A 14,876-nucleotide genomic window follows, 5' to 3' on the forward strand; every position below is an offset into this window, starting at 1 on the left:
GCAGGGGGGATCAGGGAAGGGACCGGATGGAGACTACAGCCAAGCGCGGACTGCCGCTTCACATGCTGATGCTGATCGGATTTCTGGTCGGCCTCATCGGCGGCCTCATCGTCAATCTGACCGTCGGCGGCGACGTCGGCTGGGTTCAGTGGCTGACCTCCAACATTACAGGACCGGCAGGCCAGATATTCCTTCGCCTGCTGTTTATGCTGGTGCTGCCCCTGCTGTTCTCGGCCCTGGTCATCGGCGTGGCCGAGATGGGCGATCTGAAGGCCTTGGGGCGCGCGGGATCGCGCAGCCTGATCTACACCGTCGTGATTTCGGCAATGGCCGTGCTGATCGGCATGGTCATGGTCAATATCTTCAGGCCGGGCGATGGCGTTGATCCGGTCCTGGCCCAGCAGCTTCTGGATCAGGGGCGCGCCGGGGCGGCCTCCATCATCGGCAATGCGCCAACCCCGGTTCAGGCGGGCGACTTCTTCCTCGATCTGATCCCGTCGAATGTCTTCACGGCGGCGGCCGAGAACCAGATCCTGCCGGTCATGGTCTTCGCCCTCTTCTTCGGCGTGGGCCTGGTCATGGCCAAGAGCCCGGCCACAGATCGCCTGCAACAGACGATCGAAGGCCTGTTCGAGGTGATGATGAAGCTCATCAACCTCGTCATCCGCATCGCCCCCTTCGCCATCGCCTGCCTGATGTTCAATCTGGCGGCCCTGTTCGGGTGGGACCTGCTGATCCGGCTCGGCGCCTTCGTGGCCGTCGCCGTGGGCGCGATGGCGATCCATATGTTCGTCGTCTATCCGCTGGTGGTCTGGCTGATCGGCGGCATGTCGCCGGTGAAGTTTTTCCGCTCCATCCGTGAGGCGATGGTGGTGTCCTTCTCCACCGCCTCCTCGAACGCCAGCCTGCCGGTGTCGCTGCGCGTCGCCGAGCAGGAGCTGGGCCTGCCGCGCAAGATCGCCCGCTTCGTCCTGACCGTCGGCGCCACCGCCAATCAGAACGGCACCGCCCTGTTCGAGGGCGTGACGGTGCTGTTCCTGGCCCAGTTCTTCGGCGTCGACCTGACGCTGGGCCAGCAGGTTATCGTCATGCTGGTCTGTATTCTGGGCGGGGTCGGCACGGCAGGGGTTCCGGCGGGCAGTCTGCCGGTCATCGCCATGATCCTGGCGATGGTGGGCGTGCCGCCGGAGGGCATCGGCCTGATCCTGGGCGTCGACCGCTTCCTGGATATGTGCCGGACGTCGCTGAACGTCACCGGAGACCTGGTCATCGCCACGGTCGTCTCTCGCGGCGAAAAGGACGAAGACGAGCCGGACGCGCCGCCGCTGGCGACCGGCGCGGCCTAACCGACGGCGAGGGGCGCGTCCGGCCGCGCGCCCCATTCAGCCCACGACCCGTCGTAGAGCCGCGACGGCCGCCCCAGCACGGCCAGCCCTAGCGTCAGGATCGCGGCCGTCACGCCCGAGCCGCAACTGGTGATGACAGGCCGCTTCAGATCGACGCCGCCCGCGCGAAAGGCGTCTTCCAGCGCCTGACCGTGTTTCAGCGTCCCGTCCGCATTCAGCAGATTGGCGAATGGCAGGTTCAACGCCCCCGGCATATGGCCAGCGCGCACGCCGGGACGCGGTTCGGCCGCCTCGCCCCGAAAGCGGGCGGCCCCGCGCGCATCGACAACCTGAAGGCCCTCAGCCAGCGCAGCGCCGACCTGATCGAAGTCCGCTACGGCGTCGGCGTCGAACTGCGCCTCAAACCGCGCAGGAACAGGTCCTTCCGCTTCACCGCCTTCCAGCGGTCGCCCCTCGGCCTTCCATTTCGGCAGGCCGCCATCCAGCACGCGCACACGCTGAGCGCCCATCGTCCGCAGCGTCCACCAGACGCGCGCCGCCGAAAACAGCCCTTGGGCGTCATAGACCACGATGTCGTCGCTCTCCGACACGCCCATCGCCCCCATCGCCTCCGCGAAGGCGTCCGGCGAGGGCAGCATGTGCGGATAGGGGCTTTCCCGATCCGACACCGCGTCGAGGTCGAAGAAGATCGCGCCCGGCAGCCGCTCGCGCTCGAAATCCGCGCGCGCGTCACGTCCGTCCAGCCACCAGCTGGCGTCGATGATGCGCAGGTCCGGCTTGGTCATCTGCGCGGCGAGAGCTTCGGTCGAGATCAGAGGCGTGTTCATGGCGCCAGATTATCATGATCGCCCAAACAATCATGCTTTCAGGGGCGATGGTCAGGACCTGAGTCGCCGGATAAGTTGCGCAAACGCATCCGCGACGCCACCTGTCCGACTCAAAGTCGCGGCATAGGCCCGCGAACCGCCGTTGAAATCAGTCGAAAGCGCCGCCGTGACCTCTCCCAACGCCGTCATCACCCTGTCCGAAGGCCTCAAAAAACCCGTCGTCATCGGCGGCGGCGCCCGCATCGTCTTCATCGCCGGCCCCTGCCAGATGGAAAGCCGTCAGCACGCGCTGGAGACGGCCCATCAGCTGAAGGAGATCGGCGAGCGCCTGAACTTCGGCATCATCTACAAGACCAGCTTCGACAAGGCGAACCGCACCAGCGCCAGCGCAGCGCGCGGCATCGGCCTGAAGGACGCCCTGCCGATCTTCGCAGAAATCCGTGAAGTCACCGGCCTGCCGACCCTGACCGACGTCCACTCCGAGGCCCAGTGCGCGGGCGTGGCCGAGGCCGTGGACGTGCTGCAGATCCCCGCCTTCCTGTCGCGCCAGACCGACCTGCTGCTGGCCGCCGCCGCCACGGGCAAGGCGATCAACATCAAGAAGGGTCAGTTTCTGGCCCCCTGGGACATGAAGAACGTCATCGCCAAGGTCACGGGCGCGGGCAACCCGAACGTCATGGCCTGCGAGCGGGGCGCCAGCTTCGGCTACAACACCCTGGTCAGTGATATGCGCGCCCTGCCGATCCTGCGCGAGATCGGCTGCCCCGTCGTCTTCGACGCGACCCACAGCGTGCAGCAGCCGGGCGGGCAGGGCACCTCCTCGGGCGGCCAGCGTGAGTTCGTGCCGGTGCTGGCGCGCGCCGCCGTCTCGGTCGGCGTCGACGCCGTCTTCATGGAGACGCACGAAGACCCGGACAACGCCCCCTCGGACGGCCCCAACATGGTGCCGTTGAGCCAGTTCGAGGCCCTGGCCGCCGAACTGATCGCCTTCGACGACCTGGCCATCAAGCTCGGCCACAAGGGGCCGATGGCGAAGACGGCGTGAATCCGCTAGTTCGGCGTCATGGCTGAACGTTCTCTTGATCTCGGCGCCCTGCAGTCCCTGCTGGAGCGCGTGCGCGACCTGAAGGTCGCCTGCGTCGGCGATCTGATGCTGGATCGCTATGTCTATGGCGAGGTCAGCCGCATCTCGCCCGAGGCGCCGATCCCTGTCCTGCGCGCGCGCCGCACCGTGGCCATGCCCGGCGGCGTGGGCAATGTCGCCCGCAACGTCGCGGCTCTGGGCGGTCAGGCCCGTCTGGGCGCCGTGGCGGGCGATGACGCGGCGGGCGCCGAGCTGGCCGAGCTGATCGCCGTCGAGGACAGGATCGAGGACGCCCTGATCCGCCCCGAAGGCGCCGCCACCATCGTAAAGACGCGCTTCGTCGCGGCGGGGCAGCAGCTTCTGCGTCTGGACGACGAGGCCGCCCTCCATTCCGGCTATGCCGACAAGGCCGTGTTCCACGGCGCGGGCGCCATCCTGCTGTCCGACTACGCCAAGGGCGTGGTGGACGACGGCGCCATTCAGGCGGCGTTGTGGGCCGGGGCCGAATACGGCGCGCCGGTCATCGTCGATCCCAAGGGCCGCGACTTCGCCCGCTATGGCGCGGTGGACGTCATCAAGCCGAACGCCAGCGAACTGGCGGGCGCCACCGGCCTGCCGACCGAGACGGATGAACAGGTCGAGGCGGCGCTGGCCGCCTTGCTGGACACCACCACGGCCAAGGCCGTCATCGTCACCCGCGCGGGCAAGGGCATGACGCTGGCGAAACGGGACGGCGGGGTCACTCACTTCCCCGGTCGGGCGCGTGAAGTGTTCGACGTCTCGGGCGCGGGCGACACCTGCCTCGCCGCCCTCGGGTTGGCGCTGGGCGCAGGCGCGACGCTGGAACAGGCGGTGCAGTTCGCCATACTCGCCTCGGGCGTGGTGGTAGGCAAAAGCGGCACCGCCGTCGTCACCCCGGCCGAACTGATCGAGGCCGAGATGAGCCAGCACGCAGCGCTGGCCCAATCCAAGGTCACGCCGCTGGACGAACTGGCCGATCAGGTCGAGGCATGGAAGCGTCAGGGCCTGAAAGTCGGCTTCACCAACGGCTGCTTCGACATCCTGCACCGCGGCCACGTCGCCTATCTGGCGCAGGCGCGCAGCTGGTGCGACCGGCTGGTGGTGGCGCTGAACACTGACGCCTCGGTGCGGCGCCTGAAGGGGGAGGGACGCCCCGTCAATGATCTGGACAGTCGCGCCGCCGTCATCGGCGGTCTGGCCAGCGTGGATCGTGTGACGGCCTTCGACGACCCGACGCCCATCGCCCTGATCGAGCGGCTGAAGCCCGACGTGCTGATCAAGGGCTCGGACTACACCAAGGACAAGGTGGTCGGCGCCGCCGAGGTCGAAAGCTGGGGCGGGGAAGTTCGTCTGGCCGACTTCGCCAATGGCTACTCCACGACGAAGACCATCGAGAAGATGACTGGAGACAAGGCATGACGCCCAGAATAATCGTCGTCACGGGCGGCGCGGGCTTCATCGGCTCCAACATCGTCGCCCGCCTGTGCGAGAGCAGCGCCTGGGATGTGGTCGTCTGCGACCGGCTGGAGACGGCCGACCTCGCCAAGTGGAAGAACATCGCCAAACACCCCATCGCCGACCTCTGGGCGCCCGAGGAGTTGTTCGAGCAGCTGGAACGCCACGCCGACCGCATCGAGGCGGTGATCCACATGGGCGCCATCTCCTCGACGACGGAGCCGGACGCCGACCTGATCCTGCGCACCAACTTCAGCCTGTCGCGCGACATCTGGGACTGGTGCGCGGTGCGCAATGTGCGGATGATCTACGCCTCCTCGGCCGCCACCTACGGTGACGGCGAGGCGGGTTTTGAGGATCGCGACGATCCTGAGAACCTGAATGCGCTTCGCCCGCTAAACGCCTATGGCTACTCGAAATACTTGTTCGACCAGTACGCGGTTCGCCAGGCTGATCGCGACGAGGCGCCGCCTCAGTGGGCCGGGCTGAAGTTCTTCAACGTCTATGGTCCGAACGAGGGCCACAAGGGCGGGATGAAGTCGGTCGTCGCCCAGATCTGGCCCAAGGTGCAGGCGGGCGAGACGGTCAGCCTGTTCCGCTCGCACAATCCCAACTATCCCGACGGCGGTCAGCTACGCGACTTCGTCTTCGTCGACGACGTGGTCAACATCATCCTGTGGCTGCTTGAGAACGAAGCTGTCTCGGGCGTGTTCAACGCCGGATCAGGCCAGGCCCGCTCTTTCGCCGATCTGGCGCGCGCGACCTTCGCGGCGGCGGGCAAGAAGCCGTCCATCGCCTATGTGGACATGCCCGAGGCGATCCGCGACCGCTATCAGTACTTCACCGAGGCCAACATGGATCGCATCCGCGCCCTCGGCTACGGCGGCCAGTCGACGCCGCTGGAGGAAGGCGTGCGCCGCTATGTCCAGGACTTCCTGGCCCAGTCGGACCCGTACCGCTGATGCTGCCCCGGCTGACTGCGCGCCAGTGGGTCGGCTACACGGGCTTTGCGCTCGTCTTCATTCTGACGGCGGCGGTCGCCGTCTGGCGCGGCGATATCCTGCGATCCGGCCTCGATCCCCAGGTGCCATTCCAGACCTATCAGCCGCCGGCCAAGCCCGACTATGCGCAGGCTGACGCCTGGGCCCTGCTGGACGCCCGCACGCCGGCGGCCGGGCCCGCCCACGTCTTCTTCGTCCATTCCACCACCTATAACGGCGGCAAGGAGTGGAACGGGGCCATTGACGACGCCCGCGCCCTGGCCGGGCTGCGCGGCGCGGTCCTGCCCAACTACGCCGGACCTCTGGCCCTGGCTGGAGACGTCAGCGCGCCCCTGTATCGCCAGGCCAGCCTCTACACCCGCCTGACCCTGCGTGAAGACGCCCGAGAGGCGCGCGCCTTCGCCTATCACGACATATCCGCTGCATTTGACGCCTGGCTGAAGCGTCATCCCGACGGCCCCATCATCCTGGCCGGGGTAGAGCAGGGGGCCGAACTGGCCGACCGCCTGCTGCATGAACGGATCGCGCCCGATCCCGCCCTGCGGTCGCGTCTGGCCGCCGCCTATCTGATGGAGCACCTGGCTCCGACATCTCGTTTCACCGCCATTCCCCTGTGCAGCAGCCGCGAGCAGGCTGGCTGTGTCGTGACCTGGCGCTCGCTCGAGGAGAACAACGAGAGCGAGGCTCGACGCGCGCTGCGTCGCGCCCTGACGTGGGACGACCGGGGGGCTCTGGTGACGTTCGACGGCCTGGCCTCGGCCTGCGTCAATCCGGTCACGGGATCGGCAGGCGCCCCGCGCTCTGAAATGCGCGAAAGCCGCGGCGCCACCAACGCCACCAATCTAGAGTGGGGCGTACGTCCCGCCCTGCAACGCCGTATCGTGGCGGCAGAGTGCCGCGACGGCGTCCTGTGGCGATCACGGCTGAGTTCAGAGTCCTTCCGACCGACCGGCGCCTGGGCCGAACAGCGCAAGATCCCGCCCTACAACCCCTTCTATGCCGACATTGAGGCGGATGCGCTGGCCCGTCTGTCGGCATGGTCAGCGCTGCATCCGTCGTAAGCGAGCGTCAGGATAAGGCGCTCAGGCCCTCTGCATGTTCAGGGCGGTCATCAGGGCGTCGCGGATGGCGCCTTCGGTGAAGGGCTTCTGCACCGTGGGGTTGCCGCGCCAGTGTTCCGGCAGGCCCGCCTCACCATATCCGGTCGAGAACACGAACGGCACGCCCCTGGCCTTCAACGCCTCAGCGACCGGAAATATCTCCTGCCCCGCGACATTGACGTCCAGCAGGGCGGCGTCGAGCGGCGCGGTCCCTGACGCGACGTTCAGCCCGTCCTCGATGTTGGATTCCGGCCCCACCACATCGCAACCAAGATCGGCCAGAATGGTCTCAAGCAGCATGGCCACCAGGGACTCGTCCTCCACGATCAGCACGCGTCTACCGGAAAAGATATCGGTCATCAGGCGTCTGTCTCCAGCGGCAGGGTGAATCGGGCGCTCAGGCCGTGGCCTGTGTAACTCATATCAACAGCGCCGCGCAGGTCATGCCGAACATTGCGCTCGATCAAGCGAGTGCCGAAACCGCGCCGCTCTGGTTTCTGCACGGTCTGACCGGCGGTTTCACTCCAGATGATCTCCAACTGGGGGGAAGAATGATTGGTCACGCGCCAGTCGACCGTCACCCGCCCATCGCCATGCGCCAGGGCGCCGTATTTGGCGGCATTGGTGGCCAGCTCATGGAAAATCATGCCCAGCGACAGAGCTCTGGCTGGCGAAAGAGCGACAAGCGGCCCGTTCAGACTCAGCCGTCCTGCCCCGTGCGCGCGCGTCTCATGTTCCAGCACCGAGCGCAGATCGGCGCCCTCCCAGTGGCTCTTCGTGAGAAGATCGTGGGTGTGCGACAGGGCCATAAGCCGCGCTTCGAAGGCCTCGGCGAACGAGCGGGGGTCCTGGTGGGTGCGGGCCGTCTGCATGGCGATGGATTGAACGGTGGCCAGGGTGTTCTTTACGCGATGATTGAGCTCGTCGATCATCAGCTTCTGCCGTTCAGCGGCCATGACGACATCCGTCACGTCATGCCCCTGAACAAAGACGCCGATCACGCGCGCATTCTCGTCCCGGATGGGCTGATAGGCGAAGTCGATGTAGCGATTGTCCGCCGGACCGTCCGGTGAATGCTGCAGGCTGAACGCCCGCTGCCTGCCCATGACCGGTTCCCCGGTCTCATAGACGTCGTTGAGAAAGTCGAGATGGCCCTGTTCGCCCAGCTCAGGCAGGGCCTGTTTGACCGTCTGGCCCAGAATGTCTCTATGATTGACAAGGCGATAGCAGGCTTCGTTGCAGAACTGGATGACATGATCCGGTCCGTTCAGAACCGCAACAAAGCCCGGCGCGTTCAACAGAACATCCGAGAGCTGGCGCCGCTCGGCCTCCAGCCTTTGATTGTCCGCCTCTACCTCCATCGCCCGACGAAAGACGCCACCGCCCAGCATCTGTTCCAGGGCGTCGCGGGGGGCCTCATCTGATGTCCGAGCCTTGACCAGCTCGGTGACGTCGCTGGTGTGCTGCAGGATATGGGTGACCTCGTCGTGATCATTCTTGATCGGCGTGTGGGTGCAACTCCAGTAGCGATCATCGAACACGGCTTCGCCGTGGGGGCTCCGCGTGCGGATCGGATAATGCAGCAGCGCCAGATGATCGGCTTCGCCCGTTTCCAGTACTTTCTTGAAGGATGTTTCGAGCCGTTGGCTGGCGTCGTGGCTTGGCCCTTGGGGCGCGGCGCCGAATACATCCATCACATGCACGCCGATCAGTTCCTCCCGCCTGCGGAGCGTAACGTCCAGATAGGCTTGGTTCATTCCTGCAAATCGCAGGTCGCGGTCCAGCAGCATATAGGGGTTAGGCGAGGCGTCGAAGGCCGCGACCAGGTCAATCGTTTTGGCCAGTGTCTTCAACACGCCCCCCGTCCTGTTGCGTCCCTAACGCAACGCGCGCGGAAAGGGTGCACGGCCCGCTGTTGAAACAGGGAAACAGTAAACCAGCGTCCTTAAGCGTCAAGTTGACAGCGGCTGGCGTGGGGAAAAGGATGAACACGGACACCGATTCATCAAACCGATTTTTCTCCACTTTGAGCGCTTGGGGGACTGCCTCCGCCGGATTTTCCAGTGAATGATCACAAGGGCGCGGGCTTAGGCCACCGGACTGCTTGGACAAGCCCGCATCACCATCTGGCTCGCGCCGCCATACGACTTCATGCTGCGGCTCTCAGGCAACGGAGAATCAGCGACAGAAATGTCGCTGATCTGATTGCTCGCGACTCGCCCGACCCGATTTCCCTGAGGAGCGGTCGAAGGGACTGGCTCATTGTGCGCTCAATCGATCCGCTCGTGAACGAATACTTCGCGAACCGGAATCGCATAGGGTTTGCGAACACGCGCAGCTAGCTCTGTCGGCGAGACCGAGCGGCCATCGAAAAGGGACGGGTGTCATGCATTCAGCATCCCTCAAGTCCCCGCAGCACAGCTAGTGGCGCGCTGCAGGATTGGTGATGGCCGGATCAGAGGGATGCCAGCCGGGCGGTTACTTGCTTAGCCAATCATAGCACGGTGCGAAAGGTGACTCTTGATGGGCGCTGGGGCCTACGGGACAGCGTCCGGCATTGCCAGGCCGAGGGGACCCAACCAGCGATCAGAGCCCTGCTGAACCTCAATCTTGGTGCTGGTGTGGCTCACCTCGAAGCGAATTGGGGAGGATTCGAGCTTCGACCAGATCGCCAACGGCTCGATGTTGCCCTGACTGAGAAAAAGGGCCGCCGCTGACATACGTTCGGCCGATCTCACCAGCATCTGCCTAGCCGCCCGGATTTCTTTCAGCTTCTCCCGCCTCACGGTTGGGGCCAGAGCTTCCGCCCAGGCTTGAGGATCTGGACCGGCTTCAGCTGTGGCCTTCCGGATACTCGCGGCCGCCTCGGACAGTTCGCGGCTCATCGACCAGGAGCCGGTTAAGAAGGTGGGACCACGGACCGTGGCAAGCGCTCGGCCGCTGGAGGATCTGAGAGTAGGCCCCTTAGTCTTGATGTCACGGGACAACGCGAGGCGTAGGGTTCTCATCGACCGCGCAAACTCGCGGTGGGCCAGCTCGGCGGCCGAGGCGCGCCCTTGGTGATCTGCGATCCACTGCAAAAAGGCATCAGCCCGCCGGACATGATGAAAAAGCGCGGCGGTCTCCTCTCGCTCCTTCTGGGAGCGGCGGAAGACGTTCTTAGCTGTCTGCAGTCGGTTGTCGGTCCAAATGCTGAGGCTGCATTTGGGCCCGATGGCGTAGATCGCCTCGGTATGCGCGCACCAGATCAACGTCCCGTCGGACAGGTACTTGGGAGAAGTTGGGCTACAGATCGGGCACGGGGCACCGTTCCCGTTCGGGCGCAGCTTCTTATTGATGCTGATTTTTTCGAGAAGCACCTCGACGTCGCCATCCACTGGCGGCTTGGTGGTGCTGATCGCATGGAAGGTCTCCGGCTGACCGGTTGTCCTCACGTGGTCTTCAAACGCGGCGATGAGCGACTGGGCAGGAGGCTCAGGGAAATGGCTTCGAAGGACGAGGGTCACGACCGGTCTCCTACCACTGGCCACCCGCTGCGCGGGTGCAGCCGCGTAGCCAATGGTAAGGTGTTCTTGTTTTGTGCGAAATCCTCTCCCAAGCGGCAGACAGAGTGAAAATCGCTAAACCTAGTACTGTGTCGCCTCAGCAACACCATATCTGGACTTTAACTCCGAATCACGCGAATCTGGCTACCTTCCGTTAACTGCGCTTTTCATCTACGCTCGGCGCCCCATACTGATGGTGCGTATCGGCGATTCGTGTGCGCGGGTGGCTGGCTCGAACCAGCGAGATGCTCTCGGGAGGGGGCGAACGGGAGGCTTAGGCCAACCAGCCACGGCCAGCTGGCCGGGGTCCACGGGGAGAGGCGACCACCAGACTTGGCCGTCGCAGGAAGTCGTCTCTCACCCGCTTTTCTTTCAACCGATCGCAGATCGGCTCCGGATATAAGCGCGCTTCTCCTCGGCTTACAACAGCCATGCGAGCGTCCCGGCGGCTGCCTGCGGCAAGCATATCCGGACAACATGACCGCCAAGGTTAGCTTTTTCCGCGTCGGCAACGGCGACATGACTCTGATCACCCTGCAAAGCGGCAGGACGATCCTCATTGACTGCAACATTCGCGCGGCGGCGGATGACCCCAACGACGAGACCGCTGACGTGGCCTCACAGCTTCGGGCTCGCCTTCGCCGCGACGACGCCGACCGGCTCTACGTTGATGCGATGATCCTCTCCCACCCCGACGCGGATCACTGCCGTGGGCTGGAGAAGCATTTCCATCTTGGGCCGATCGCGGACTACGACGCCGACGGCGACAAGATCATCATCCGGGAGATGTGGTCTTCGCCGATGGTGTTCCGCCGCGCCTGTCGCAGCCACACCCTCTGCAACGACGCCAAGGCCTGGAATCGTGAAGCCAAGCGTCGGGTGAAGGTCTTCAAGGACGAAGGCGCGTGCAAGGCGAACGAGCGCGTGCGCATCATGGGCGAAGACGAGGACGGCAAGACCGACGAGCTGGCCGGGATTCTGGTGAAGATCGATGAGGTCACCTGGGAGATCGACGGATCGAGCGAGGATCTGTTCGAGGCCCGCCTGCTCGCGCCGCTTTCCAAAAGTGAGGATGAGGAGGAGGAAGAGGCGCTGTCGAAGAACGACAGCAGCATCATCATCCAATTCAGCCTCGCCAGTGAGCAGGGCAGCGATCCGGTACTGTTTCTCAGCGGCGGAGACGCTGAGGTCGGCATCTGGGAGCGTCTCTGGAACAGGAAATCGTCGACGCCGAAGCACCTCGCCTACGACCTGCTGCAGACGCCCCACCACTGCAGCTGGCATAGCCTGTCATGGGACAGCTGGAGCGACTATGGCGAAGACGCCGAAGTCAGCGAGGATGCGCGCAACGCCTTGGGACAGGCTCGGTCGGGGGCGAAGATCGTTGCCAGTTGCAAGCCGATCCAGGACGATGACTGCGATCCGCCCTGCGTGCGCGCGAAGCGCGAGTACGAAGACATCCTCGACGAGGTCAACGGCGAGTTTGTCTGCGTTGGGGACGACGGGCCGGAACCACTCGAGTACGAGATCGGTCGCGGCGGCCTTACGCTCCTGAAGGCGGCTGCCACCCGCCGCGGCCCCACGCTGATTGGCGTTACCCCCCAAGGGCACGGGTGACCGACCTCCTGATCGAGTACGCCTGCCGGCAGATCGGCCGACACCCATCGGTTCGCAGCATGGAGGCGCCAGTAGCGGTGTCGGACGTGACGATCGTTGAGTTCGACGTCGACTTGTCCCTGGGCCACCGATGGGTGGCCCAGGGAGCCAGCCCGTTCGGTGTTCGGCCGGTCGAGCGGGTCCGCCTCGACTTCGGCCCCCTGTACCCCACCAAGGCACCCGGGCCCTCCTACCGTGCCGACCTCGGCCGAGGATTTCCCCACGTTCAGCCATGGCTGACCGCAGATGGGCGCCCAGTGCCCTGCCTGACAGAGGCGCCAATCGATGATTTTCATGCGGTTTACGGCATCCACGGCCTGATCGATCAGTTTGTCGCCTGGCTCAAACGTGCGGCGTCCGGCGCTCTGATCGATCCGCATCAGGGCTGGGAGGTGTCTCGCCGTGACGGCTACATCGACAGCGTGCTCGTCGACGTGGCCGCCATCCGACGGCTGCCCGACGCTCAACCTGGTGGACAGTTCGGCTACGCCTACCTCCAGACCAGCTTTGCCGCTCACCGGCTCGGCGCAGGCGACCCAGGATCCTGGCTTGGGGAGGTGGGGGACGTCGTCAAGCTCGACGATGCGAGCCTTGGTGGGCGCGTGAGGGGCGATGTCGTGTACGGCGAAGGCGTCTGCCTGGCGGTGTGGGCGACTTCGGGAGAGGGCGAACCCGTCCCCGTGTTTGCGGACTATGAGCCTGATGACGTGGAGACCTACGCCGACCTGATGGCGAAGGCTGAACGGCTCAAAGTCAGTCGCCGCTTGGGCATGTATCTCGATATTGTGACCAACAATGCCCCGTACGGCGGAAACGCTGCCAAACTCCCGGTCGTGGTGTTGATGATGGTACGTCGTCCGTTGCCTTTGGCCGGTTCGGAAAGCGACATTGAGGTGTTCGCCTATTCGCTGCCTCTAACCTTCCCGTCCAAGCGAGCGAAATTAGATCCGAGGACCAGGGTGGACCGCCTTGCCGTACGGGATCGGCTATCGCGCCAGCTTCTGCGCCGGGTGAGCGGGGGACCGGAAATTGTGACCCCCTGGGCTCTGATAGGCGCCGGAAGCCTCGGCTCAAAGATTGGGATTCACCTTGCACGGCACGGCGTCACCCCGATCGCCGTTTCTGACAAATCGCAGCTGCTTCCGCACAACGTTGCGCGCCATGGCTTGTTGCCGACAACCGACGGCCTCGGCCTCGAATGGCGAGGCCCTAAGTCCTCTGCTCTGGTCGAGGCGGTCGCCAGCATTGTGCGAGAACCGCTACGTGATCTTCCTGGCGACGCCACGGAGGCCTTGATCCTCATGGAGGCTTGGGCTGACGCGCCTAAGGTGATCGTCAATACGACCGCCTCGTTGGCCCTCAGGGCGGGCGCTGCACAAACGCCGTCCTCAGCCCGTTGGATAGATGCGGAGCTTTTCGATCGAGCGTCGCTAGGGACTCTGCGGGTGGAAGGGCCCGGCCGTAATCCCTCGATCGAGGAACTGGCCGGCGTCGGCTATGCTGCGGCGGCACGAGACGAAAGTCTGGCGCAGCACATCTTTGAGGGCGCCGGTGTATCGCGGCTGGCTCTGGGTGAGGGCTGCGGTTCGTCGACCATGATCGCCGACGACGCCCGCCTTTCGGTCCAGGCCGCGGTGATGGCCGAGGCGATCGGACAACACCTGGCGCAAATGCCGACGACGGGACTGATCCAGACCTGGCGACGCGATGGCGGAGGCCTGAGTCACGAGACCACCCCGATCTCTCCTTTTTTCCGACTGGCCCTCGCGGACGGCTGGACCCTGTCGATCGCACCGACCGTGAGCGCCGCGATCGACGCCGAAGCCGGCAGATGGCCCAAATCCGAGACCGGCGGTGTCCTAGTCGGCAGGGTATCGTTCATCACTCGCACCATCTACGCGCTGGATACGATGCAGGCGCCTAGCGACAGCAAACGCTCGCCGTCCTTCTTTGAACTCGGTGTCGTCGGATTGGCAGGCGCGATCTCTGACCTAACGGCCCGGACGGGCGGGGCCTTGTACTGCGTCGGGACGTGGCACAGTCATTTGGGTGCCGCCAACCCGTCGCAGGTCGACCGGGCGACGGCGGCGAAGCTGGCCAAGGATGCGCCTTATCCGCTCGCACTGCTTATCCGCGGCACGGATGGGTTTCAGTGTATTTTCGCAGGCTACCGGGAGGGGGACAGGTGAGCCAGAATTTCGATCCGTGCGAATATATCGCGATCATCACGCCGGGATCGGTCGTGGCCGCTGGCGTGATCTTGCTCTGGCCGGAAGCGAGGGCGCTGGTTGAGGTCGATGGCTTGTCCGTCGGGGACCTCGGCATGTTCCTGATCTGCGCCTTCGTCGCGGGGCACCTCGTTCAAGGACTGGGCAATCTGGTCGAATGGATAGCCTGGGCGCCGTTCGGCGGCCTTCCCTCCCGTTGGCTTCGCCGATCGAACGGGCTGGTTGCCCCAGCTCAGCGAGAAGCGTTTCTTGCCAAGCTCGCAGGGCTTTCCGGCGTCGAGGCTCCGGCGGATCTGGGCGGGCGGCAATTCGACGGGCTGGTTCGCCAGGTTTATGCACGGCTCGCGTCCGTCGGCAGGACCAGTCGCGTCGACCTCTTTAACCGCACTTATGGCCTGATGCGTGGCCTGACAGCGGCTTTCCTGTTGTTGGGCGCCTGGTTCCTGATCGTTCGATGGCCAGATGTCCGCTACGCCCTGGTCGCCGGCGTTGCGGGGATACTCGCGTCCCTCCGAGCATGGCGCTTTGCGCGATATTACACCCGCGAACTGGTCGCGGAGTTCCTGATTCACGAGGAACGTTCGCAGTGACGGGAGATCAATCGGAGGAGAGC

General features: G+C 64.9%; 12 protein-coding genes. 8 read left to right on the plus strand and 4 right to left on the minus strand.

Translation table 11 applies throughout. The features are described from left to right. The first annotated feature begins 26 nt into the window (after positions 1 to 26). Positions 27 to 1,346: a dicarboxylate/amino acid:cation symporter gene (locus H556_RS0101570; protein ID WP_024352774.1), complete on the plus strand. Its 1,320-nt coding sequence runs from the start codon at positions 27 to 29 to the stop codon at positions 1,344 to 1,346. Here the strand turns inward: H556_RS0101570 and sseA are convergent. Then, the gene (gene sseA, locus H556_RS0101575) at positions 1,343 to 2,173 is read right to left on the minus strand and encodes a 3-mercaptopyruvate sulfurtransferase (RefSeq protein ID WP_024352775.1); all 831 of its coding nucleotides are present in this window, start codon (positions 2,171 to 2,173) and stop codon (positions 1,343 to 1,345) included. The genes H556_RS0101570 and sseA overlap by 4 nt on opposite strands. 142 nt (positions 2,174 to 2,315) lie before the next feature. On the opposite strand from sseA, the gene kdsA reads away from it, so the two are divergent. The 4 genes from kdsA to H556_RS0101595 are packed head-to-tail and all read left to right on the plus strand — an operon-like array spanning position 2,316 to position 6,795. Continuing rightward, positions 2,316 to 3,218, plus strand: coding sequence for a 3-deoxy-8-phosphooctulonate synthase (gene kdsA, locus H556_RS0101580; protein ID WP_029673117.1), 903 nt, complete (start codon positions 2,316 to 2,318; stop codon positions 3,216 to 3,218). A gap of 18 nt (positions 3,219 to 3,236) precedes the next feature. Continuing rightward, a complete protein-coding gene (rfaE2, locus tag H556_RS0101585) occupies positions 3,237 to 4,697 on the plus strand; it encodes a D-glycero-beta-D-manno-heptose 1-phosphate adenylyltransferase (protein WP_024352777.1) in 1,461 nt (486 codons plus the stop codon). Further along, positions 4,694 to 5,695, plus strand: coding sequence for an ADP-glyceromanno-heptose 6-epimerase (gene rfaD, locus H556_RS0101590; RefSeq protein ID WP_029673118.1), 1,002 nt, complete (start codon positions 4,694 to 4,696; stop codon positions 5,693 to 5,695). Before rfaE2 ends, rfaD begins: the two co-directional genes overlap by 4 nt. Then, complete coding sequence (locus H556_RS0101595) at positions 5,695 to 6,795, plus strand: DUF3089 domain-containing protein (protein WP_024352779.1); 1,101 nt, start codon at positions 5,695 to 5,697, stop codon at positions 6,793 to 6,795. The genes rfaD and H556_RS0101595 overlap by 1 nt, the downstream gene beginning before the upstream one ends. Before the next feature lie 21 nt (positions 6,796 to 6,816). Here H556_RS0101595 and H556_RS0101600 read toward each other — a convergent pair whose 3' ends face one another. From H556_RS0101600 to H556_RS0101610, 3 genes are all read right to left on the minus strand, one after another. Further along, on the minus strand, positions 6,817 to 7,194 hold the full coding sequence (locus H556_RS0101600; protein ID WP_024352780.1) for a response regulator: 378 nt from the start codon (positions 7,192 to 7,194) through the stop codon (positions 6,817 to 6,819). Then, positions 7,194 to 8,690 carry a sensor histidine kinase gene (locus H556_RS0101605; protein WP_245559392.1) on the minus strand — a complete coding sequence of 499 codons (1,497 nt, stop codon included), beginning with the start codon at positions 8,688 to 8,690 and terminating at the stop codon, positions 7,194 to 7,196. The genes H556_RS0101600 and H556_RS0101605 overlap by 1 nt, the downstream gene beginning before the upstream one ends. A gap of 681 nt (positions 8,691 to 9,371) precedes the next feature. Then, a complete protein-coding gene (locus H556_RS0101610; RefSeq protein ID WP_024352782.1) occupies positions 9,372 to 10,340 on the minus strand; it encodes a hypothetical protein in 969 nt (322 codons plus the stop codon). 516 nt (positions 10,341 to 10,856) lie between these two features. Here H556_RS0101610 and H556_RS0101615 point away from each other — a divergent pair. The 3 genes from H556_RS0101615 to H556_RS0101625 are packed head-to-tail and all read left to right on the plus strand — an operon-like array spanning position 10,857 to position 14,853. Continuing rightward, the gene (locus H556_RS0101615; protein WP_024352783.1) at positions 10,857 to 11,996 is read left to right on the plus strand and encodes a ComEC/Rec2 family competence protein; all 1,140 of its coding nucleotides are present in this window, start codon (positions 10,857 to 10,859) and stop codon (positions 11,994 to 11,996) included. Continuing rightward, positions 11,993 to 14,224: a Mov34/MPN/PAD-1 family protein gene (locus H556_RS0101620; RefSeq protein ID WP_024352784.1), complete on the plus strand. Its 2,232-nt coding sequence runs from the start codon at positions 11,993 to 11,995 to the stop codon at positions 14,222 to 14,224. The genes H556_RS0101615 and H556_RS0101620 overlap by 4 nt, the downstream gene beginning before the upstream one ends. After that, on the plus strand, positions 14,221 to 14,853 hold the full coding sequence (locus H556_RS0101625; protein WP_024352785.1) for a hypothetical protein: 633 nt from the start codon (positions 14,221 to 14,223) through the stop codon (positions 14,851 to 14,853). Before H556_RS0101620 ends, H556_RS0101625 begins: the two co-directional genes overlap by 4 nt. Positions 14,854 to 14,876: the final 23 nt, after the last annotated feature.

The organism is Brevundimonas naejangsanensis DSM 23858 (assembly GCF_000421705.1).
GTDB lineage: Bacteria > Pseudomonadota > Alphaproteobacteria > Caulobacterales > Caulobacteraceae > Brevundimonas > Brevundimonas naejangsanensis.